This window comes from Hanstruepera ponticola (assembly GCF_002940745.1).
Lineage (GTDB): Bacteria > Bacteroidota > Bacteroidia > Flavobacteriales > Flavobacteriaceae > Hanstruepera > Hanstruepera ponticola.
This window is the reverse complement of sequence record NZ_POTB01000002.1, coordinates 217,083-239,735: the sequence shown is the minus strand read 5'-3', so window position 1 is coordinate 239,735 and position 22,653 is coordinate 217,083. Positions and strand designations below refer to the sequence as shown.

23 protein-coding genes and 1 other RNA gene are annotated in these 22,653 nt (G+C 34.1%); 9 read left to right on the top strand and 15 right to left on the bottom strand.

The genetic code is table 11. The features are described 5' to 3' along the window. Nucleotides 1-58: 58 nt before the first annotated feature. Nucleotides 59-1,351, bottom strand: coding sequence for a fumarylacetoacetase (gene fahA, locus C1S72_RS12570; RefSeq protein WP_104736075.1), 1,293 nt, complete (start codon nt 1,349-1,351; stop codon nt 59-61). 202 nt (nt 1,352-1,553) lie between these two features. Between fahA and glyA the strand changes: the two genes are divergently transcribed. Continuing rightward, the gene (gene glyA / locus C1S72_RS12565; protein WP_104736074.1) at nt 1,554-2,825 is read left to right on the top strand and encodes a serine hydroxymethyltransferase; all 1,272 of its coding nucleotides are present in this window, start codon (nt 1,554-1,556) and stop codon (nt 2,823-2,825) included. 52 nt (nt 2,826-2,877) lie between these two features. On the opposite strand, the gene C1S72_RS12560 is transcribed toward glyA, so the two are convergent. The 4 genes from C1S72_RS12560 to C1S72_RS12545 all read right to left on the bottom strand — a co-directional run bounded on the left by C1S72_RS12560 (nt 2,878) and on the right by C1S72_RS12545 (nt 6,469). Further along, the gene (locus C1S72_RS12560) at nt 2,878-3,321 is read right to left on the bottom strand and encodes a nuclear transport factor 2 family protein (RefSeq protein WP_104736073.1); all 444 of its coding nucleotides are present in this window, start codon (nt 3,319-3,321) and stop codon (nt 2,878-2,880) included. 92 nt (nt 3,322-3,413) lie between these two features. After that, on the bottom strand, nt 3,414-4,979 hold the full coding sequence (locus C1S72_RS12555; protein ID WP_104736072.1) for a hypothetical protein: 1,566 nt from the start codon (nt 4,977-4,979) through the stop codon (nt 3,414-3,416). Between the two features lie 66 nt (nt 4,980-5,045). Continuing rightward, on the bottom strand, nt 5,046-5,429 hold the full coding sequence (locus C1S72_RS12550) for an acyl-CoA thioesterase (protein WP_104736071.1): 384 nt from the start codon (nt 5,427-5,429) through the stop codon (nt 5,046-5,048). An 8-nt stretch (nt 5,430-5,437) separates the two neighbouring features. Then, nucleotides 5,438-6,469 (bottom strand): glutaminyl-peptide cyclotransferase, encoded by a 1,032-nt coding sequence (locus C1S72_RS12545; RefSeq protein ID WP_104736070.1) that lies wholly within the window; start codon nt 6,467-6,469, stop codon nt 5,438-5,440. Between the two features lie 91 nt (nt 6,470-6,560). Between C1S72_RS12545 and ffs the strand changes: the two genes are divergently transcribed. From ffs to fsa, 3 genes are all read left to right on the top strand, one after another. Further along, nucleotides 6,561-6,659, top strand: an RNA gene (gene ffs, locus C1S72_RS12540) — signal recognition particle sRNA small type. A 56-nt stretch (nt 6,660-6,715) separates the two neighbouring features. Beyond that, entirely contained in the window at nt 6,716-7,519 is an 804-nt protein-coding gene (locus tag C1S72_RS12535; protein WP_104736069.1) for an SDR family oxidoreductase, read from the top strand. 102 nt (nt 7,520-7,621) lie between these two features. Next, nucleotides 7,622-8,275 carry a fructose-6-phosphate aldolase gene (gene fsa, locus C1S72_RS12530; RefSeq protein WP_104736068.1) on the top strand — a complete coding sequence of 218 codons (654 nt, stop codon included), beginning with the start codon at nt 7,622-7,624 and terminating at the stop codon, nt 8,273-8,275. A gap of 65 nt (nt 8,276-8,340) precedes the next feature. On the opposite strand, the gene C1S72_RS12525 is transcribed toward fsa, so the two are convergent. Continuing rightward, nucleotides 8,341-9,798, bottom strand: coding sequence for a TlpA family protein disulfide reductase (locus C1S72_RS12525; RefSeq protein WP_230401649.1), 1,458 nt, complete (start codon nt 9,796-9,798; stop codon nt 8,341-8,343). A 133-nt stretch (nt 9,799-9,931) separates the two neighbouring features. Here C1S72_RS12525 and C1S72_RS12520 point away from each other — a divergent pair, with 133 nt between their 5' ends. Next, nucleotides 9,932-11,557, top strand: a complete 1,626-nt coding sequence (locus C1S72_RS12520) for an ABC-F family ATP-binding cassette domain-containing protein (protein WP_104736066.1) — start codon at nt 9,932-9,934, stop codon at nt 11,555-11,557. 52 nt (nt 11,558-11,609) lie between these two features. Here the strand turns inward: C1S72_RS12520 and C1S72_RS12515 are convergent, their stop codons facing one another. Then, complete coding sequence (locus tag C1S72_RS12515) at nt 11,610-11,843, bottom strand: putative signal transducing protein (RefSeq protein ID WP_104736065.1); 234 nt, start codon at nt 11,841-11,843, stop codon at nt 11,610-11,612. Between the two features lie 174 nt (nt 11,844-12,017). Here C1S72_RS12515 and C1S72_RS12510 point away from each other — a divergent pair, with 174 nt between their 5' ends. Beyond that, complete coding sequence (locus C1S72_RS12510) at nt 12,018-12,209, top strand: cold-shock protein (RefSeq protein WP_104736064.1); 192 nt, start codon at nt 12,018-12,020, stop codon at nt 12,207-12,209. Nucleotides 12,210-12,284: 75 nt separating this feature from the next. Here the strand turns inward: C1S72_RS12510 and pheT are convergent, their stop codons facing one another. Then, nucleotides 12,285-14,711 carry a phenylalanine--tRNA ligase subunit beta gene (gene pheT, locus C1S72_RS12505; RefSeq protein WP_104736063.1) on the bottom strand — a complete coding sequence of 809 codons (2,427 nt, stop codon included), beginning with the start codon at nt 14,709-14,711 and terminating at the stop codon, nt 12,285-12,287. A 96-nt stretch (nt 14,712-14,807) separates the two neighbouring features. Here pheT and C1S72_RS12500 point away from each other — a divergent pair, with 96 nt between their 5' ends. The 3 genes from C1S72_RS12500 (at nt 14,808) to C1S72_RS12490 (ending at nt 16,967) form a co-directional block, all read left to right on the top strand. Beyond that, nucleotides 14,808-15,035 (top strand): hypothetical protein, encoded by a 228-nt coding sequence (locus C1S72_RS12500; RefSeq protein WP_104736062.1) that lies wholly within the window; start codon nt 14,808-14,810, stop codon nt 15,033-15,035. Nucleotides 15,036-15,052: 17 nt separating this feature from the next. Further along, nucleotides 15,053-15,637 (top strand): hypothetical protein, encoded by a 585-nt coding sequence (locus tag C1S72_RS12495; protein WP_104736061.1) that lies wholly within the window; start codon nt 15,053-15,055, stop codon nt 15,635-15,637. A gap of 97 nt (nt 15,638-15,734) precedes the next feature. After that, on the top strand, nt 15,735-16,967 hold the full coding sequence (locus C1S72_RS12490; protein WP_104736060.1) for a peroxiredoxin family protein: 1,233 nt from the start codon (nt 15,735-15,737) through the stop codon (nt 16,965-16,967). A 40-nt stretch (nt 16,968-17,007) separates the two neighbouring features. Here C1S72_RS12490 and C1S72_RS12485 read toward each other — a convergent pair whose 3' ends face one another. From C1S72_RS12485 to C1S72_RS12455, 7 genes are all read right to left on the bottom strand, one after another. Then, entirely contained in the window at nt 17,008-17,604 is a 597-nt protein-coding gene (locus tag C1S72_RS12485) for a hypothetical protein (RefSeq protein WP_104736059.1), read from the bottom strand. 110 nt (nt 17,605-17,714) lie between these two features. Next, nucleotides 17,715-19,190 (bottom strand): cryptochrome/photolyase family protein, encoded by a 1,476-nt coding sequence (locus C1S72_RS12480; RefSeq protein WP_104736058.1) that lies wholly within the window; start codon nt 19,188-19,190, stop codon nt 17,715-17,717. After that, nucleotides 19,187-19,318 carry a DUF2256 domain-containing protein gene (locus tag C1S72_RS12475; protein WP_104736057.1) on the bottom strand — a complete coding sequence of 44 codons (132 nt, stop codon included), beginning with the start codon at nt 19,316-19,318 and terminating at the stop codon, nt 19,187-19,189. Before C1S72_RS12475 ends, C1S72_RS12480 begins: the two co-directional genes overlap by 4 nt. Continuing rightward, nucleotides 19,315-19,947 carry a flavin reductase family protein gene (locus C1S72_RS12470; RefSeq protein ID WP_104736056.1) on the bottom strand — a complete coding sequence of 211 codons (633 nt, stop codon included), beginning with the start codon at nt 19,945-19,947 and terminating at the stop codon, nt 19,315-19,317. The genes C1S72_RS12475 and C1S72_RS12470 overlap by 4 nt, the downstream gene beginning before the upstream one ends. 15 nt (nt 19,948-19,962) lie before the next feature. Continuing rightward, nucleotides 19,963-20,919, bottom strand: a complete 957-nt coding sequence (locus C1S72_RS12465) for an FAD-binding domain-containing protein (RefSeq protein ID WP_230401648.1) — start codon at nt 20,917-20,919, stop codon at nt 19,963-19,965. Nucleotides 20,920-21,062: 143 nt separating this feature from the next. After that, entirely contained in the window at nt 21,063-21,332 is a 270-nt protein-coding gene (locus C1S72_RS12460) for a TIGR03643 family protein (protein WP_104736054.1), read from the bottom strand. A gap of 6 nt (nt 21,333-21,338) precedes the next feature. Continuing rightward, nucleotides 21,339-22,646 (bottom strand): ABC1 kinase family protein, encoded by a 1,308-nt coding sequence (locus C1S72_RS12455; RefSeq protein WP_104736053.1) that lies wholly within the window; start codon nt 22,644-22,646, stop codon nt 21,339-21,341. Between the last annotated feature and the right edge of the window lie 7 nt (nt 22,647-22,653).

The window sequence follows — 22,653 nt, the reverse complement described above, 5'->3', positions numbered from 1 at the left end:
ATACATAAAAAAACTCCCAACTGATGTTGGGAGTTCCAAATATATTATCAAGTTAAAATTATTTATTCTTTTTTGGGTTATACACTGGTAATAACTGTGTTGATACTTCTCCAAAACCAATGCGTGTACCATCTTTTTCACAGTGACCACGCATAATAACCGTATCGTAATCGTTTATAAATTTTCGTTCTGAACCATCATTCATTTTAAGCGGTTTTTCGCCGCGCCAAGTCAGTTCTAACATAGAGCCATAAGAGTCTGGTGTTGGTCCAGATATCGTGCCACTTCCCATCATATCTCCAGAATTTACTGGGCAACCGTTTACAGTATGGTGTGCCAATTGTTGACACATATTCCAATACATATATTTAAAGTTGGAGTTACTCACAACCGTTTCTTTTGCTTTTTTAGGCTTAATGGCTACTTCCAAATTAATATCATAACTCTTTTTGCCTTTATATTGTAAGTAGGGTAGTTGTGGTTTTAATGGTTTAGGACTTTCTACGCGGAAAGGCTCTAGGGCATCCAAAGTCACAATCCACGGCGAAATGGATGAGGCAAAGTTTTTTGCTAAAAATGGTCCTAGTGGTACATATTCCCATTTTTGGATATCACGAGCGGACCAATCATTAAACAGTACCAGTCCAAAAATATACTCTTCGGCTTCTTCAATTGGAATCGGTTCACCCAAGTCGTTGGCATCGGTTGTAATAAAGGCCATTTCCAATTCAAAATCCACCAACTTACTTGGTCCAAAAACAGGCGTGTCACTATCTGCAGGTAAGGTTTGACCTTGTGGTCTATGTACTGGTATTCCAGAAGGAATAATTGAACTGCTTCTACCATGGTAACCCACAGGAATATGTAACCAGTTTGGCATTAAAGCGTTTTCCGGATCACGGAACATGGTGCCAACATTAGTTGCGTGCTCAATACTCGAGTAAAAATCGGTATAGTCACCAATTTGCACAGGGAGTTGCATTTCAATTTCATCTAAACGAAACAGAACAATTTCCTTATGCTGCTTATTGTTTTTAAGTGTATGGTTTTCAGCATCAAAAATCTGTGCTATACGGTTTCTTACTGAACGCCATGTTTTTCTACCATCAGCAATAAAATCATTTAAAGAATCTTGTAGAAAGATATCATCGGTTAACGGAATACCCTCAAAATAGCCTAATTGATGTAAGGCGCCCAAATCAATGGCTGTATCACCAATTCGTGTTCCAATAGTAATAATATCGTCGCGCGTTAAAAACACACCAAACGGAATATTTTGAATAGGAAAATCAGAATTTTTATCGACATGTAACCAAGACTTTCTATCTGGATTGTTGGCTGAAAGTGGCATAGTATTGTATTAATTTAATGGTTGATAAATCTAGTCAAACCTACATAACTTTTTATTTTTAAACTAATTTTAATCATAAAATATAGGCTCGATGAAGTTATTTACAACTGTGCAAAACTTCTTGGAGTAAATATATGTTTTTTGAAGAATTAAACTAATGGTTTTGTTATTTTTGACTTCGATTTAACTATAACCAAAATTTATGCAACGCGACGAACAAATTTTTGAATTGATAGCGGCTGAAAAAGAACGTCAGCTTCACGGTATAGAACTTATTGCATCGGAGAATTTTGTAAGCGACCAAGTGATGGAAGCAGCAGGTTCTGTATTAACTAATAAATATGCCGAAGGCTACCCAGGAAAACGCTATTATGGCGGCTGTAAGGTGGTTGATGAAGTTGAACAATTAGCGATTGATAGAGCTAAAACCTTGTTTAATGCCCAATATGTAAACGTACAGCCACATTCGGGAAGTCAAGCCAATACAGCTGTGTTTGCCGCTTGCCTAAAACCGGGTGATACTATTTTGGGTTTTGATTTGTCGCATGGAGGACATTTAACCCATGGGTCGCCTGTTAATTTTTCTGGAAAATTATATAATCCGGTTTTTTATGGCGTAAAAAAAGAAACAGGTATTATAGATTATGATCACGTTGCAGAAATGGCTGAAAAGCATAAACCAAAATTAATTATTGCTGGTGCTTCGGCTTATTCGCGTGATATGGACTTTAAACGTTTCCGTGAGATAGCAGACTCAATTGGTGCGATTTTGTTGGCTGATATTTCACATCCAGCAGGATTAATAGCTAAAGGAATTTTAAATGATCCGTTACCACATTGCCATATTGTTACCACAACAACACATAAAACCTTAAGAGGCCCACGTGGAGGAATGATTATGATGGGTCAGGATTTTGATAATCCGTTTGGTTTGACATTAAAAAACGGCAATCTAAAGAAAATGTCAACCCTCTTGAATTCAGCTGTTTTTCCAGGAAATCAAGGTGGACCACTAGAGCATATAATTGCGGCTAAAGCCATTGCCTTTGGTGAAGCATTAACAGATGATTTTATGCATTACATGCTTCAGGTAAAGAAAAATGCTGCTGCTATGGCAGAAGCCTTTGTAAAACGCGATTATCATATTATTTCCAACGGAACCGATAATCACATGATGTTGATTGATTTAAGAAACAAAAATATTAGTGGTAAAGATGCCGAAGAAGCTTTGGTTAAAGCTGATATTACAGTAAACAAAAACATGGTTCCTTTTGATGATAAGAGTCCATTTGTAACTTCTGGGATTCGTGTGGGAACACCAGCCATTACAACTCGTGGCTTGAAAGAAGATGATATGGAGGCTATCGTAGCGCTTATTGATGAGGTAATTATGAATTATGAAGATGATGCTAAATTAGAAACGATTGCAGGAAAGGTGAATGCTATGATGCAGAATTTGCCGTTGTTTGCTTAATAACAACATAACTATAATAAAAAAAAACCTGCTTACGAGCAGGTTTTTTTATTTAAGACTTTTCTTCATAAGGTCCTTCCCAGAGCACTTGTTCTATCATCCATTTATCACCACGTTTGGAGAGAAGAATATAATCAATTCCCCACCATGCAGTAACTTTGGCTGCTGCAATGGTGTTACCTATATTCAATACCTCAACTTGTTTAGGTGCGTCAGGTTTTGGAAATTTCTTTTTTGCTTTTACATTGTCAGCAAAGGCTAGTGCCTGGTCAAAAGACATGTGATCAACTTGTTTGTATTCACCTGTATCTTTATTTTTCCAGAACCCAAATTTGTTGAGTTCAGGTTGTAGACTTGCTTTTAGTTTTGCTGTATCACCTTCGTAAAACCCTTCAATGTAATTGTAGCAAGCTTTTTCAACCAATTCTTTATTGGTTTGAGAATGGCCAATTGCCATTCCTGTTATTAGTAAAGCGAGTGTAATAAATTTTTCCATACTGTTCGTTAGTTTGATTAAAATTAAGCATCATTTGATGCGTAATAAAAGTAACTATTTAAACAGTAAGTAGTTGTTAACGAGACGTTAATCTAAAACATGATGTGTTGATAGGCACCAGAATCTGGATTTGGTGAGGTAGGTCGTGGTTCTCTCAAGATATCAAATTGGGTTGTACCATTGACAAATATGGGGTTCCCTATTTCAACAGCACCGGAATTCTCACCAATTATGAGTTTATTGTTTTCAGTATCCATGAAATCGGGATCTTCATTGAATATATTGGCTTCGTATAAGGCTGTATTGTCAAAATCGTAGTTGTCATCTGTAAAATTGTTGTTAGGATCAGAAAAACGAATTAGACAATTAGTAAACTTAAACTCAAAAAGAACCGGATTTGAATTGTCGTTTAGTTCATCTAAAATCAATTCAGGATTGTCATTTCCATAAATAATACAGTTATTAAAATTGGCTTCGGTTAGGTCTGCAATAATGGTTGCTTCTGGTGTTTCTGTAAAATTATTCAGTAATAGGGCAGGGAATTGCCTGAAACTATTACGCCAGTAATTGGCAATAGTACAATGCGTAAAATTATATTTACCTCCTAAAGTTCCAGCAAATGAAGACTGTCCTGAATTATTGATAACTACATTTTCACCTGTGATTGATGTGTTTCTTCCTAGAATTCCAAAGTTACTGGAGTTGTAAATTTGTGAATTGGTAATAGTTAGTTTCGCATTAGTTTCATCAGGTTCGCCATCGCTTAAAATACCAACGCCAGCATTTTTGATAGTTGCGTAATTAATAATATTATTGACACTGCCTTCAAATAGCCAAATTGTACCCCATTGTCCTGGTACATCACTAAAGGCAGGTTCTAGCCTGTCACCTTCAAAAATAACTTCGTTTTCTAAAAGTTCTTGGTCGTCACTATAATCACCGTTGACTTGCAGGGAAGCACCTTCTGATACTAAAATTCCTGAATTAGCGTGAAAATGTACGCGTGCACCTGCTTCAACAGTTAAAATTTCGCCATTGGGAACAGCAGCATAACCATAAATTACATACGGACGCTCATTGGTAAATGTAAATTCATCAGACATGAGATAACGACCTTGAATATCAGTTTCTACTTGTTCGCCACCAATATTTAAGGTAAGTGTCTCAATAATACCCGTTGTATTATCACGATCAGGATAGATAAAAACAGCATCTTTTACAAGTGTCACTAAATCAACATCTTGACTGTTGGCTCCTGAATCAAATTCAATTTTATCAGTATAAAGAAATTCACCATCGATATTAGGTAAATTATCAATATCAATGGTTGTTTCAATAAAAACAAACATACTGTCCTTTGCTAAAATCTCAACATTTTGAAAAGATTTTCCAGGCATGCCATCAACATTTAATCGGTATTCAGAGTCTTCACCTCGTGCTAAACGAATTGTGGGAATACTAATATCATCACTACTACGATTATATACTTTTAGGGTATAGGTGCTAGAACCAATATTAGTAAACACCGTATCGAGATATACGGTGTCTTTTGAAAACTCCAAGTTGCCAGTACTAGGTGAAAACTCCAAGTCTTTTCTGCAGGAACTTAATGTTGCCAATAAAGCAAAAGTAACAAATGCGTAAATGAAATGTTTCATGAGAAGTTTTCGGTTTGTTCAAAAATATAACTTTTGAATTGATGATTTCGTATGAAGGCTTTAAAATTATTCAAATAAATTTTTGATTGTTTCAGATATTCTGGTGGGTTTTAAGTTGGTTTTGTTCATGAAACACCATTTGGTCTCTGATTTTGCCAAAAGTATGTCATTTTTATAAAATTCAACCATTCGTGTAGATGTCACGCCTTCTGAATTCATAACGTAAGTTTTGATAGTTACGTTATCATTTAAAACGGCTGGTTGCTTGTATTGAATGTGGTGCGATAACATGACCCAAAAATGGTTATTTAAAACAGTTTCTGAAGCCCGATGCACCCAGTGCTTTTCCGCAATATCCTGCACCCACTGAACATAGCGTACATTATTAACATGGTTGAGACTGTCTAAATCATCAGCTGTTACTTTTTTAATGATTTCAAAAGTTTGCATGACATGATTTATTTTTCTACAATTTCCACTTCAAATAATTTATCCCAATACTTTCCGGTTACAAACAAGGTTTTGGTGTTTGTGTTGTAGGCAATACCATTGAGGACATCCAGTCTGGGGTGTTGTGTAACTTTGTTCCTCAACGATGTAAAATCAATAACGCCTTCAACGGCTCCATTTTTTGGGTTGATAATGGCAACACCATTCTTATTCCAGCGGTTAGCATATATTTTACCATTAACCCATTCCAGTTCATTAAGTTCTACGACTTTACCTTTGTTATGGTAAGCTTGAATATAGCCTTCTTCAACGAGTATTTCAGGATTGAGTGTCCAAATTTTTTCGGTACCATCACTTTTGTAAAGTTTAGAACCATCATTACAAATACCCCAACCTTCTAAACTGTTACCGTATTTAAAGCTACCTGTTTTCTCAAAAGTGTCAATATCATAAACAAAACCAGTACCTTTTTTCCAGGTTAATTGATAAATTTTATTATTTAAAATGGTAATACCTTCACCAAAATATTCATTGGCTAAATCAATACTCTTCAGGACTTCTCCAGTTTTATAATCTATCTTACGAAGTTTAGATTCGCGGTATTGTCCAGTTCCTTCATAAAGCTCACCATTATAAAACTCCAATCCTTGGGTATAAGAGCGGATATCGTGAGGATATTCATTGAGAATATTAAAGGTATATATTTTAGGTGATTGGTTATTTAAAACGGTTATAGATTCAGTAATACTGGTTGATTCACCTTCTAATTTAAAACTAGCTATTATTTCATGGGTTCCTAAATTTACATCCGTAATATTAGTCGCAGCAGAAATAGGATTGCCATCAAGGGTGTAAGTTACACCTTGGATCTCATGATTTTTTGGATTTTTTAAGGATAATTCTAATTTATCACCAAGCGCAATAGCATTGTTTGCAGAATTGGTTGTAATAGTAATATCTTTTTTTAACTCGCTCACATCGGTGCCACAGGAAGCTAGAGCAAGGCTTAAAAATATGATTGTAAGTGACTTATAAATCATGGTGTTTTTCTAATTATTTTGAGCAAGATATTTATTAAAATTCAGTTTAAAAAATCATTGCGTTAAATTTAAAAGATTGTATCTTTGCACTCGGCAAGTCCTACACAACCAGCTCCTGCTGAATCCTCCAGGGCGGGAACGCAGCAAAGGTAAGTGGTCGTAGCGGTGTGATGTAGGTAGCTTGCCTTTTTTTGTACCCTAAACTTTCCTTTTTTATTGTACTTTTGAAACTCGAAATTCTATTTTATGTCTAAAGTTGTATTAATTACAGGAGGTTCTTCTGGAATAGGTAAATCGGTTGGTGAATTTTTAAGTGATAAGGGTTTTGTTGTATATGGAACCAGTCGTTCACCAGAGAAGTACGTGACTAGTAAATTTCCCATTGTAGGACTAGATGTTACCAAACCAGAAACTATTGTAACGGCTATTAATCAAGTGGTTGAAAAAGCAGGAAAAATAGATGTATTAATTAACAATGCTGGTGTTGGTATTACTGGGCCAATTGAAGAAATTCCTGAAGCTGAAATAAAAAATAATTTTGAGACCAATTTTTTTGGACCTATTAATGTTATTAAAGCCGTGTTGCCGTATATGCGTGAGCAACAATCGGGTTTAATTATTAATGTAACGTCAATTGCAGGTTATATGGGCTTGCCGTATCGTGGTATTTATAGTGCTAGTAAGGGTGCATTGGAGCTGGTAACGGAAGCTTTTAGAATGGAATTAAAACCCTTCAATATTCAAATGACTAATATAGCTCCTGGCGATTTTGCAACCAATATTGCATCTGGTCGTTATCATGCACCTATTTTGGATGGTTCACCGTATAAAGAAACCTACGGAAAATCTTTGAAATTGATGAATGATCATGTGGATGCAGGTAAAGATCCTTTGGAAATGGCTAAAGCTATTCTAGCTATTATCAACACATCTAAACCCAAAGTACATTATAAAGTAGGCGAGTTTATGCAAAAATTCTCTATTGTGCTTAAACGTATTCTTCCAGATACCGTTTATGAAAAAATGCTAATGAATCATTATAAGTTATAGTCTGTTAATTTGTTAACTATTTTTAATAAAAAGAAATCCTAAAAACTAGCATTTAATTGTACTTTTGCGCCATTAACAAACACAACTTATAATAAATATTTTATGAAATTTTTTATTGATACGGCTAATTTAGACCAAATTCGTGAAGCACAAGATTTAGGTGTCCTTGATGGTGTAACTACCAATCCATCTTTAATGGCTAAAGAGGGTATTACAGGCCATGATAATATTATGAAGCACTATGTTGATATCTGCAATATTGTAGATGGTGATGTAAGCGCCGAAGTAATTGCGACTGATTTTGATGGGATGATTCGCGAAGGGGAAGCATTGGCTGAATTGCATGAGCAAATAGTAGTTAAACTACCAATGATTAAGGACGGTGTAAAAGCATGTAAATACTTTTCAGATAAAGGTATTAAAACAAACGTCACGTTAGTATTTTCTGCTGGTCAGGCCTTATTGGCTGCCAAAGCAGGTGCTACTTATGTATCGCCATTTATAGGTCGTTTAGACGATATATCAACTGACGGTTTAAACCTGATTGCTGAAATTCGTCATATTTATGATAATTATGCTTTTGACACCGAAATATTAGCAGCTTCTGTTCGTCATACCATGCATGTTATAGATTGTGCTAAATTAGGTGCTGATGTTATGACTGGGCCTTTGAGTGCTATTGAAGGCTTATTAAAGCATCCATTAACTGATATTGGTTTAGCGAAGTTTTTGGAAGACTTTAAAAAAGGGAATTAGTACCCAAAAATTAACATAAAAAAAGCCTCAATCTTTATTGAGGCTTTTTGCTTTTATAAATGCATTTATTTATTGAGTAATCCTAATAATTCTTCCTCAAACCGTATGTTGAACATACTAGTATGGGCATTTACTATTTTACCTTTCTCATCAATTATCATAACCTTATTTATCGGAGATATCGCTAATTTATATTTAGCCTCTTTTGGGTTTGCTAATAAATACTCATTATCAGTATTATAGCGATATTGTTTAATAATATTGCGCCACAATTTGATATCATCATTATTTACATTTATGGCTATAAAGTCTATTTCTGGGTATTTGAGTTTAAGCTCATCAGCTTTTTTATGACTATCAATATGCGATCTATAAGTTGAAGACCAAAAATAAACCACAGTGGGGTTTTTTATTGAAGAACTCAAACTTAATTTATTTCCATTGGCATCAATTACACCAACTTTTGGCAACATATTACCAGATTTTAAATCTTTTAAGGATTTTACAATATTTGTTACGTAGCGCTGATGTTCTTTATTTGAATTTTTATTGACAAAGGACTCTAATAAAGCATCATAATTATCAACATCCTTACTGTTCGTGATATATTCAATAGCTGTTTGGGCCAATAGCGAGTTTCTGATAGAATCATTAACCACTAAACTATCTATAAGTCTTAATCGAATCATATTGTAATCAAAAGACTTGACATTGTAAACGCTATCATTTGAATTTTTAAAGTGTTCAGTTAAAGCGATATTTTCAAAATGATGTTTTAAAAACGAATAGTATGGGAAATAGTCCATTAAATTACAGTAGTTGTAATCTATTTGCTTTCTGTAATCATAAAATCCTTTAGGAAGTGATTCAAAATTTCTTTTTTCGCTTTGGGAATAATTGACAAATGGATAAACCTCCTTACTTAAATAATAATCATAATTTATAGTGCCTTCTATCAATTCATTAAAAAATGGTGATGTAGAATTATTGCCTTTAAATGCTTTAAGCTTTTTGAGTTTGTGATCTCTTATTGAATCTAGCAGGCGTTGAAATTCATCAGCTGGTAGTTGACTATATCCTAATATGATTTTGTCTTCAACTTCACCATCCAAAAAGAGATTAATTAAATAATTATTCTTTTTAGCACCAACTCCCGTGTAAACCAAGGATTCGTCAAACTCGAGGGTGTTTAAGCGAAACATAATACTGTCTTTGGGCTCCAATAATACCATTTGAAATTCTAACCCTTCTGCAGCAGGTAGCTTAAAGGTATAGAGGCCATCTTCCAACTGCTCAATTTTGTATAAAAAACGATTGTTAGCGTCTAGAGTAACAGTATCAAGAATTTGTTCAGATTTAGATAGGATAACAAAGTTCTTCTTTGGGTTTATAATTTCACCACCCAAATATGCATAATTGTCATCTTTTTCCTTTGTGTCATCTTTACATGATACAAAACTTAAAGCCATAAAAAGTACTAGGCTTAACCGTTTTATAAATCCCATCATAGTTATATATAGCATATATTCTTGTAACAAAAATAGATGTTGTGATTAATAAGTCTTGTTAATACGTTGTTAAATATTAATTACAAAGGTTTTACTTCACTTTATGGCAGTAATTTTCTACTTTTGCAAAAAATTTAAAGAATAAGATATGTTATCAGTTTCTAATTTATCAGTCCAATTTGGTAAGCGCATACTTTTTGATGAGGTTAGTACCAGTTTTAATCAAGGTAATTGTTACGGAATCATAGGTGCCAATGGTGCAGGAAAATCTACATTTTTGAAGATTTTAGCAGGAAAACAAGAGCCAACCTCTGGTCAGGTGCATCTAGAACCTGGGAAACGCATGTCAGTTCTTGAACAAAATCATAATTTGTATGATGAGCACACAGTGCTTGAAACGGTTATCATGGGAAATAAGCCGTTGTTTAAGATAAAAACAGAAATTGATGCACTTTATGCCGATTACACGGACGAGAACGCCGAAAAGATTGGTGAACTTCAAGTTGAATTTGAAGAAATGAATGGATGGAACGCAGATAGCGATGCAGCTTCCTTATTATCTAATTTAGGTATTTCAGAAGATTCACACTATTCATTAATGAAAGATTTAGATGGAAAGCAAAAAGTTAGAGTGCTTTTAGCACAAGCGCTTTTTGGAAATCCTGATGTGCTTATTATGGATGAGCCTACCAATGATTTGGATTACGAAACCATTTCATGGTTGGAAAACTTTTTGGCAAATTATGACAACTGTGTAATTGTGGTATCGCATGATCGCCACTTTTTGGATGCTGTTTGTACGCACATTTCTGATATTGATTTTGGAAAAATCAACCACTTTTCTGGAAACTATACGTTTTGGTATGAATCATCGCAATTAGCTGCAAGACAACATGCGCAACAGAATAAAAAGGCTGAAGAAAAGAAAAAAGAGCTTGAAGAGTTTATCCGTCGTTTCTCGGCTAACGTGGCAAAAAGTAAACAGGCTACCAGTAGAAAGAAGATGATTGATAAATTGAATATTTCAGAAATTAGACGTACCAGTCGTCGTTATCCTGCTATTATTTTTGAGCGTGAACGTGAAGCTGGTGATCAAATTTTAAATGTTGAAGGTTTAGCAGCTTCTTTAGATGGTGAAACTTTATTTAGAGATGTGGATTTAAATTTGGCAAAAGGTGATAAAGTTGTAGTGTTTTCAAAAGATTCAAGAGCTACAACAGCTTTTTATGAAGTTTTAAATAATAATCAAAAAGCAGACTCTGGTAAATTTGCTTGGGGAATTACTACAAATCAATCATACTTGCCATTAGACAATAGTGCGTTTTTTGAAAATAATTTAACTCTAGTAGATTGGTTGCGTCAATGGGCTAAAACAGAAGAAGAACGAGAAGAAGTTTATATTAGAGGATTTTTAGGTAAAATGATATTTAGTGGAGAAGAGGCTTTGAAAAAGTCTAATGTGTTATCAGGAGGTGAAAAGGTACGTTGTATGTTAAGCCGTATGATGATGATGCGTGCCAATGTATTGATGTTGGATGAACCTACGAACCACTTGGATTTAGAAAGTATTACGGCTTTTAACAATTCCTTGAAAAATTTCAAAGGAACTGTCTTATTTACTACTCATGACCATGAGTTTGCTCAAACGGTTGCAAACAGAGTTGTGGAATTGACACCAAATGGTGTTATTGATAGATATACCACTTTTGATGAATACATGCAAGATGCAAAAATAAAAGAGCTACGAAATAAAATGTATGCCGTTACCGTATAGTTAGCAGTAAAAAAAATAAATATAAGACCTTGGAGCAGGCTTCAAGGTTTTTTTATGCTTCCAATTCAGATTTTACACTCTCAACAACAGGTAGAGCATTTGCTAACTCATCAGCATTGACATAAATATCCTGATAACCAGGAACCGAAGATCCAAAACCAGCTAGTCTGGCAGATTCAGTTTCATCCTTAACTATAGCAGTAATGCCAAGGGCATCCAATTTGTCCACAATGAGTTGCGCAACGATAAAACTTCCGGTATATATTTTTCTATAATTTGAATCCATGTTATTGTAGTTTGCTTTCTACTAAAGATACGAAAATTATAGACAATTTATCTGCACTTTATATATTTTTATAATCGGTTGAGAGGGCGATAATTAAAAAATAACCGTAAAAAAACGTGTATATAATTTTATTCGACTATATTTGTGCTTTATTAAAATTTTTAAATTATTACAATGAGTAAAGGAACAGTAAAATTCTTCAACGATTCTAAAGGATTTGGATTTATCGTAGAAGATGACACAAACAAAGAACATTTTGTTCACATTTCTGGATTGATCGACGAAGTTCGTGAAGGTGATGCAGTAGAATTCGATCTTACAGAAGGTAGAAAAGGAATGAACGCAGTAAACGTTAAAGTATTATAATATATATTTTAAACTTATTGAAAAACAAAAGCCTCGATTATTCGAGGCTTTTTTCATTTATAATAAGTTAGTTTTTTATCTTAATTCCGCACCAAGTTGTTTCTCAAAATTAGCTTGAAGTTTATTCATGATTTTATCAATTTGCTTATCGGTAAGTGTTTTGTTCTCGTCTTGTAACGTAAAACTCACTGCGTAACTCTTTTTGCCGGCAGGCAAGTTTTTTCCTTCATATACATCAAATAGATTTACGTCTTTTAGTAAGTTCTTTTCTGTTTGATTAGCAATGGCATCAATTTCGGCAAATGATACAGAGTCATCCAACAATAATGCAAAATCTCGACGTACTTCAGGGTATTTAGGAATGCTTTTAAAAGTAACTTTATTGGTTTTTGCCAGAGTTACCATATTATCCCAGTTAATATTTGCAAAAAGCACATTTTGAGAAATACCAAAATGTTTTAGAATAGATTTTTTTACCAATCCAAACTCTACAAGTACCGTCTTTTTTTGGGATAGTTTCAAGCCTTCACTAAACACATTGGAGGTTATGGGTGCGGCTTTTATATTTAAGATTCCCAATCTAGAAATGAGAGATTCAACAGTTCCTTTTAAATAATAAAAATCACTCGGCTGTACAGGAGTGTTCCAGCGCTCGGTTTGCCTGTTGCCAGTAACAAAAAGCGCTAAATGTTTTGGCTCTTCACGTTTATCTTGGTAGGTGTGGTAGGTTTTACCAAACTCAAACAATTTTAAATTGTCTCGTTTTCTGTTAATATTATGACGTACACTTTCTAATCCAGAAAACAACATAGATTGTCTTAAAACACTTAAATCATTACTCAACGGATTGAGCATTTCTACATTGTGCTCTGGATTTAAATCAGCATCTAAACTCACATATTCTGGAGTAGTCAAGGAGTTTGTCATGGTTTCATAAAAACCCTGTGAAGCCAATTGGTTGCCAACAATATTCTGTAATTTGTAATCTTCAAATCGCGATGTATTTGAAATAGACGCATTTAATTTTTCGGTTGTATTAATATTATTATAACCATAAACACGTAAAATTTCCTCAATAACATCTGCTTCGCGTTGTACATCATTTCTAAATGAGGGAACGGTGAGTCCCAAACCCGTTTCAGTCACGTTATTGATTTTTATGTCTAATGACATCAAAATGCGTTTTATAACTTCACGTGGGATTTCTTCTCCAATCAATTTTTTAGCATTTTCAAAACTTAAGCGTACTTGAAAGTCTTCAATTTTATTGGGATATATATCTACAATATCACTAGTAATCTCACCACCAGTTAATTCTTCAATTAATAACGCAGCACGTTTTAAGGCGTATTCGGTGATATTAGGGTCAATACCACGTTCAAATCGGAACGAGGCATCGGTGTTTAAAGCATGTCTTTTAGCTGTTTTTCGAATGCTAACAGGATCAAAATAAGCGCTTTCAAGGAAAATGCTGGTAGTTTCTTCTGTAACGCCAGAATCCAATCCGCCAAAAACACCAGCTATGCACATAGGACTTTCAGCATTACATATCATCAGGTCATCCTCATGTAACTCACGTTCAATACCGTCAAGCGTTGTAAATTTAGTCCCTGCTTTTAAAGTTTTGACCTCAATTTTATTACCTGTTATTTTAGCTGCATCAAAAGCGTGAAGTGGTTGTCCTAATTCATGTAAAACATAATTAGTAATATCAACTACATTATTAATAGGAGCTAGACCAATGGCTTTCAATCTATTTTGAATCCAGGCAGGCGACTCGCCAACTTTTAAACCCGAAATGGTTACACCACAATAACGTGGTGCTAAATTTTTATTTTTAACTTCAACATCAATTTTAAGGGCTCTATTGTCAACATGAAAAGCACTTACTGATGGCGTTATTAATTCTAAATTAATATCTTTTTGTAATAATCCAGCTTTTAAATCGCGAGCAACACCATAGTGACTCATAGCGTCAGCTCTGTTGGGTGTTAAGCCAATTTCATAAACAGTATCATTCTCTACGTCATAAAGTTCTGAACCTAAAGTTCCGACCTTGGTTTTTGAGTCTAGTACTAAAATACCATCGTGAGAAGTTCCAAGTCCTAATTCATCTTCGGCACAAATCATCCCATGGCTTTCTTCGCCTCGAATTTTTCCTTTTTTTATTTTCCATGCCTCACCTTCAGCAGTATAGAGAGTGGTTCCTATAGTTGCAACCAAAACTTTCTGACCAGCAGCTACATTTGGTGCACCACATACAATTTGAAGTGTTTCATCAGTGCCAATATTTACGGTAGTGACCTTTAAACGATCGGCATTAGTATGCTGTTCACAGGTTAAAACTTCGCCAACCACGATACCTTCTAAAGCACCTTTTATTGATTGAAATGGTGTAACACCTTCTACCTCAAGACCTAAATCCGTTAAAAGTTCACTAATTTGTTCGGTATTCCAATCAGTTTTAATAAATTGCTTGATCCAATTAAGAGAAATCTTCATGTATAGATGCTATTTAAGTGTGCAAAGATAAAATATTGCTACTAGCATTCAAACATTGCCATAAAAATTGTAATTTTATTGCAACAATAAATTAACATGAAGCAATTTTCTAAATTTTTAATAATATTAGTAGCTCTAGGCTTTTGGTCTTGTAGGGATACTAAAGAGGTTGAAGAAACCGTTGAAACTGAAATACAACAAGAAGAGTCTGTAAATGAGACTGATGGTAAAAACCCAGAAAGTGATTTGCAGGAAGCTTCAGAAGAATTGGATAAAGAAGTGAAGGAATTAGAGAGTGCCTTAAAAGAACTCGATACTATTTAAGAACTAAAAAATGAATTATGAAGAATTTTAAAAGCATATTATTCGCAGTGCTACTGGTAGCGTTTGTTGGTAATACTGTAAAAGCTCAAGAAAAGGTGAAGCCGCTTAAAGATAAAGCGCAAAACCAAAAACTTGAAAAACAAATGGAAGCAGATGTTGCACAAGATGCTAAAATGCAAGAAATGTTCAAAAAATCTAAAGCCGAAGCTACTACTGCCGAAGAACGCGCCATGATTGAGAAAAAGCGTATAGCTTATGAGCAATCTAGAGTTAACAATGGCAAAGCTTATGGAAAAAATAAAGGTGAGCTAGAAGGTAAAGAATTTGGTCAAGAGCGTGCAGCTTTATCCAAGAAAAAACTTTATGAAGCTTACAATGAAACACGTGCAGCTGAAGCAACAATTGAAGAAAGCAGTGTGAGAATTAAAATGGCCAGAGAGCGATTGGAAGCAAATAAATCAACAATGACAGCTGATGAATTAGCTATTAAAGAAGCTAAAATCTCTACTGCCGAAAAAGAACTAAAGGATGCAAGACAAGCATTGGAAAATCAGCGTAAATTAATTAAAGAAAAGCACGAATCTTTAGATTCTGATAATTAATAGTTACAAAAATCAACAAGTCAAAAGGTGTTAATATGTTTAGCACCTTTTTTTGTTGTAAATATTTTTTGTTTCTTCGATTAAAATCAAAAATAGCATGAGGTATCTATTCATTTGCCTATTAGCAATAGGTGTAGTTTCTTGTAAAAATGATAGCAAATTAGTGTCAAACAACGAGGCTAACACTTTAACTAAAGGGACATATCGTATTTCTCTTGATGTTGCAGAAAACGTTCAGCTTCCATTCATCATGGAAGTACTAACGCCCAATACCGCAAAAATTTATAATGCTGATGAAGAAATAGTGGTAGATGAAATTTCTTATGAAAACGACTCGGTCTATATAAAAACACCGGTTTTTCAAGGGTATATGGTTGCAAAAATTCTTGATGATCAATCGCTAAATGGAACTTTTGTTAAAGCCGATTTAAACCGCTTTGTGCCTTTTCGTGCCATGTTAAGTGAAACGCGATTTCCAGATGAGGTAAAGGCGCAATTTGATGTTACTGGAAACTGGGAAACTGTGTTTAGCCCAAATTCTGAAGCAGACCGTTATATAGCCAAAGGTAGTTTTAAGCAAAAAGGAAACACCGTTACTGGAACATTTGAGACAACTACTGGTGATTATCGTTTTTTAGAAGGTGTAGTTACTGGTAATGAGCTTAAACTCTCTACGTTTGATGGCGCTCACGCCTTTTTATTTACAGCCACGGTAACCGATTCGACCATGACAGGCATTTTTTATTCAGGAAATCACTGGCAGGAACCATTTGTTGCCAAGCGCAATGCAAATTATGAATTACCTGATGCTGAAGGGTTAACCTATTTAAAGGAAGGGTTTGATAAAGTTAGTTTTAGTTTTTCCGATGCAGCTGGTAATACAGTATCCTTGGAGGATGACCGTTTTAAGGATAAGGTGGTTTTAGTCCAAATTATGGGAACCTGGTGTCCAAATTGCCTTGATGAAAGCAAGTATTTCACAGATTTTTACAAACAGCACAAGGATAAAGGATTAGAAATTGTAGCACTAGCCTTTGAATATGTAAAAACCGAAGAAAAAGCCTTTAGAAATATCAACCGATTAAAAGACCGTTTAGATATAGATTATCCCATTCTGTTAGCTCAATATGGTACGTCAAGTAAATCTAAAGCGCAAGAAAAACTGCCCATGCTCAACCATGTATTGAGTTATCCAACAACTATTTTTATTGATAAAAAAGGCGAAGTACGTAAAATACATACAGGTTTTAACGGTCCAGCTACGGGAGAAAAATACACTCAATTTACATCAGAATTTGAGGGGTTTGTTGGGGAATTATTAGCAGAGTAATTTTTATTACGCTTATTATGTTGGTATCAAAATCTCTTGTCTAATCAAAACTTATTATAAAATCATATTCTTGTAATGAAACTAATTTAAACTCTCTTTTGCTTTCTCCAATAACTTTTGAGCTAACAATAATTATATTTTCGTTTAAATCGATATCATCTCGTGTTTCAAAAAGATGCATACAACTAAATCGGTAAAGAGGAAATAAATTTTTGTCTGTTTTTTTTGCAGTCAGTTCAATATAAAAAGTTTCAATAATTTTATTGTTAATAAAAGGAATCATTTTAAAAGTTTTGGAAATACTATCTTCTTTTATAGTTTCAAATTTGAAATCGTAATTTGCTCTTGGTTCTTCAGATAATTGAAAAGAGTTTTTATAAACTAAAGTAGGTTTAGTATCTTTCTTATTTTTTACTTTAAAGTTATGTCGGAATCTATTTTTTGTATCAAACAAATATGCATTCTTTTTATACAAACTTAAAAAATAGGACTGATTATCCGAATTAGATAATACGACCTGTTCAACGATTTCATTATTATAATTCGTTTTATAAATTGAAATTAGATCAAAGTGATAAGTTTGCGATAAAACAAAATTACCTCCAAACATCAAAAAAAGAGCTAAAATAATTTTCATAAACTAATCATTAGTCAAGTTTTTTAAATAAGGCTTTGTATTCACTAATAAGCGAATTTAGTTTTTTCAATCCACAATTTCAATACGGACTTGTACGTAATTACCAATATTTATAAACTATCTAGAAAGTCATTGGCTGCTTTAAAATGGGCTTCTTTTTTATCATCTGAGAGTCTTTTGAGATTGTGGTACATCATACTGGTTCTTGGGTTTGATTCAAATACCTTTTGATGTTCATGTACAAATCGCCAAAAAAGCCCATCCCAAATGGTTTCCCATTTACTACCACCACTATAATTGCTCATTTTTTTTATATAGTTTGAACTGGACAAATATGGTTTAGTGGCAAAGGTGCCACCATCGGCAAATTGGCTCATGCTATACACATTAGGTACCATAACCCAATCATAGGCATCAATGAACAATTCCATAAACCATTGGTAAACGGCATCGGGATGAAACTCGCATAAAAGCATAAAATTTCCTAATATCATCAAGCGTTCAATATGGTGGCAGTAACCTGTTTTTAAGATTTTTTTTATAGTGTCGTCAACTGGTTCAATACCTGTAGAGCCCTCGTAAAAGGACTTTGGAATGCGGCGTTTAAAACTCCAAAAGTTTTTAGTTCTTGCAAAAGAACCTTTAAGTTCATACATACCTCTCATAAATTCTCGCCAACCTATAATTTGCCTGATAAAACCTTCGGTAGAGTTTATAGGGATGTTTTCTTCTTGACTAAATTGTAAGGTTTTATCAATGATAGTGTGCGGTGAAATCAAACCCACATTAAGCATGGGTGTTAAAACACTGTGGTTTAAAAAAATCTCCGCTTTTACAATGGCATCTTCATAAATACCAAAGTCATAAAAACGATATTCTAAAAACTGTTGCAGCCAATTTAATGATTCCTCGTGTGTAATAGGGTATAAGCGTTGTTTGGAAATGTTGCCCGGATTTTTTTTAAAATGTGTTTGCGTATACATTACTGCCTTTTCCCAATAGCTAGAAGATTCCGGATAATGAATGTTTGGAGGTGTTTTGTCTTTTGGATATTTTTTTCTGTTTTCTGTATCATATGTCCATTTACCACCTTCTGGATTGTCGTCATCATCTATTAAAATATTCCGTTTTTTACGCTGTTGTTTGTAAAAGGTGGTCTGGGAAAAGGACTTTTTTTCGGGTTTAAAAAAGTGTTTTAAATCAGATTTAGTATTTATGAATAAGGGGTTGTTGTAACTAACTAATTCGCAATCGTTTAGTGCGGAATGTATGTGTTTTTCGAGCCAATTATCAACTGGCTCAATAATATGTATTTCAGTAGTGCCTTGTTTAATGAGAGTAGCTATTAATTTTCGGATATCCGAATTGTCGTCTGTAGCATCAATATAAACAACCTCTTTATTTTTATTCTCTAAAAAATCATTGTAATAAAGCATGCTTGCCCTATGAAAGGCAATTTTTTGTTTATGGAAAGCATATTGTGAAAAAAACAAATATTCTTCAACAAGATATATCGGGTAATCATTATCTAATAAAGGAGACTTTAAAAAAAGCTGATTAGGAAAAAGAATATTGACTGCTTTCATGGTTTATGTTTTCTACATTTTTGACTACAATATTTAACCTGTTCCCAGTCCTTTTGCCATTTTTTACGCCAGTTAAAAGGCCGTTGGCAAGTCAGACATATTTTAGATGGTAGCTCGCTTTTTTTCATTCGAAATCAGGCAATTCATTCGTGCGAACATAAGGATAGGTTGCTAAATTACGAAGTCTATAATAACTATTAAGACCTGAAATACCAGCAGATTGCGTGCTAGCTAAATCAATTTGACCTAATTCATTAATAGTTTCATCTGGAACATCTAATAAAACAACAGAACCAATAACAAAGATACAGCCATTAGGCAATGGAATACTTTCTAGATGTTTCATGCCAATTTTTATCGGGCTTTGCGTCACAAAAGGCGCATGAAAATTATCTATAAATGATTTGTCAATGTGCATAGCATCAAATTCAGAATGGTGTTTCTCAAGTTTTGCTGATGTGTAATGCGCTTTTTTTGTAAAGGTTTCAGATATACTGTTAATGGTGTAGTATTTAGTTTCCAAAATGTTGGCATAGGTGTCTTTGGGACTAATTGGGTTTTGCGGACGCATTATAAATCCTAGTTGTGCAGGATGTGATCCCAAATGCACCACCGAAGAAAAAATGGCAACGTTATCCGTGCCGTCTAGTGCTCGTGTTCCTATTAAATTGGCTGGCTTAATGCCAGTAATAGAATTTATAAGGTTTAGCCTGAACTTGCGTTCTAAATTAGTAATATCAGTATCGTTTATTCTCATAGGGTAATTACAATGTTATTCCTGCCATTTAGATTTAAGTTCTTTTTTTGCATGTTTCCAAAAGGCAAAAAAGGATTGATATGATGTAGTCTCTTTGGTCATCCAGTCTCTAGGGTCTTTGTTTCCTTTGTAATGGGCGTTTGTTGGATGTTCTTTATAAAAAATATTGTGGTCATCAACACGTTCTAGTAGTTCCTCAAAGCTACCAACCATGATTTTAATACCAGATATGTTTTTTGATAAATTAATTACAAATTCTATGCATGGATTACTTACAGGATATGCATCAAACAGTCGTGGTTCAAGAAGCAGGATACGTTGAGCGTCCTCATCTTTTCGCCAAAAAGGATCTAAATTATAATAATTGTAAATCAGTGTTTTTTGGTTTGACTTTAAGCTTGGATGTTCAATTTGAGGGAGACTAGTATGAAGCTCTAACCTTGTGGTTTCTGTTAAAACTTTGGGAACATCAAGATTTAAAATGTTTTCATAACTAACATCTAAAAACGTGTTTTGTTGATTGCTATAAAAGTATTTGTTGATGTTATCTTGATTAGCATAGTATTTCTTATTGGCGTTCGTGCCAGCGACCCATTGCCAGCTTAAGCTGTTACTTGCTAAATCACCATCTAATAAATGGTAATACAGCCATTGAGAAGGTTTAAGCCAATGGGATTGTGCCAAATTACAACATAAGGAGGCGACATACATACGCATATGATTATGCATATAGCCTGTTTCAAACAAGCGTTCTATGGCGTGGTCTATTTCTATTATACCTGTATTGGCACTAACAACAGCCCTTGAAATCTGATAATTGGATACAGGGTTTTGTACGTGTTTTAAATCTCTAAAAATAGTATCACCTTTAGTATTCCAAGCGAGTTGCCAGTAATCTCGCCAAGCCAATTCTTGAATGAGTTTCTCTGAAGAAGACCAAGAAATATTTAGCGATTTCAGATAGTTAAACACATATGATGTTGAAATTACCCCTCTCGAGATATAAGGACTTAAATACGTAAGTCGGCCATCTTTATAGTTTCTTGTGGCTGCATATTGAATGGGGTCAATACCTTCAATACATGATTGGATAGCTGTTATGTCTGTCGGGAAATCTATCTTTTTGAAATCTTGTTATTAGAAATAGACCGTTGGCGAGAACACTTAAAACGAGTTATGGAATCATTTCGTTTTTTTAAATGCTTTTGACTTATACCACTGTTCACGCGTTTTCGCCATAATTTAAAAGAACTTGGCTTCAGTTCTTTACGCATGATTTTGATGACATCAGATTCAACTAAATTAAATTGAAATTTTATGGCTTCAAAAGGCGTTCGATCTTCCCAGGCCATTTCAATCACTCTATCCAATTCTCTTGCCGTCATAGTATTCTAAAATCCAATGTTTTTTATTTTAATATTTTGAGCTTTTAAATCAAACATGAGATTGTATAGACCAAAAAAGGACCTATTCATATAGATAAAATGTTTCGAACCTCTGTTACCATTCATTTTACGCAGTTGTGTGTTTTTCGAGTATTTCTCTCCTAAATCCGCAATTTTTCCAAAAAAATGCGCGTTTGAAAAATCAAAAACGGCCTCATGTAATGGTTGCGTAAACAAGCTTAACATGTCATGAAACATTTCGGTGAAAAAAGCAATTTCCTCGGGACTATCGTCGGGTCTTAATATTTCTAGTTCATACATTTTTTCGGTGAAACGCGCTTTATTCGAAATGTTTTCTTTATCGGCCAGTTCAAAATAAGGTTTATAAAATTCATCTGGAATGGTTTTCATACACCCAAAATCGAGAACGATCAAATCGCCTTCCTTTGAGATTAAAAAATTACCAGGATGTGGATCGGCATGAACTTTTTTTAATTTATGAATTTGATACATATAAAAATCCCAAAGCGCTTGACCAATTTTATTTGACAAATCTTGGTTCTGATTATAAGAGGTGAACTCAGATAAATGCTCACCTTTCATGTAGTCCATAGTTATGATACGTTCAGATGACCACTGTTTATAATACTTTGGAAATTTTAAATTGGGTATATGTTTGCAGGCTTCAGCTATTTCTTCGCTTTGCTGTAATTCAAGTATGTAATTGGTTTCTTCAATTAATTTGCTTTCAACTTCTTTAAAATATTTATCAGATCCATCTCCTTTAATGTTAAACATGCTCATAGCGATTGGCTTTACCATAGCTAGATCAGAAGAAATACTTTCTGCAACACCAGGATATTGAATTTTTACGGCTAATGTTTTACCATCTTTTTCAGCCATATGTACTTGACCAATACTGGCGGCATTAACTGATGTAGCATTAAAGGTATCAAATAACGCATTTGGGTGTTTTCCAAAATATTTTTTGAATGTTTTTACAACTAGAGGCGGAGAGAGTGGTGGTACCGAAAATTGTGCTAATGAGAATTTTTCCACGTAAGCACGTGGCATGATACTTTTTTCCATACTCAACATTTGAGCGACTTTCAAGGCACTTCCTTTTAGTTGTTTTAAACCATCATAAATATCCGAAGCGTTATTTTCATTTAATCGTTCTTTGGCTTCAATTTCTGACTTGGTTATTTTATCTCCATAGTATTTTAGGTAATTTACACCAACCTTGGCTCCGGTAGAAACTAGTTTAGAGGCTCGTTGTAGTTTGGATGTCGGAATTTTATCTATAGTTTTCATAGCTTAT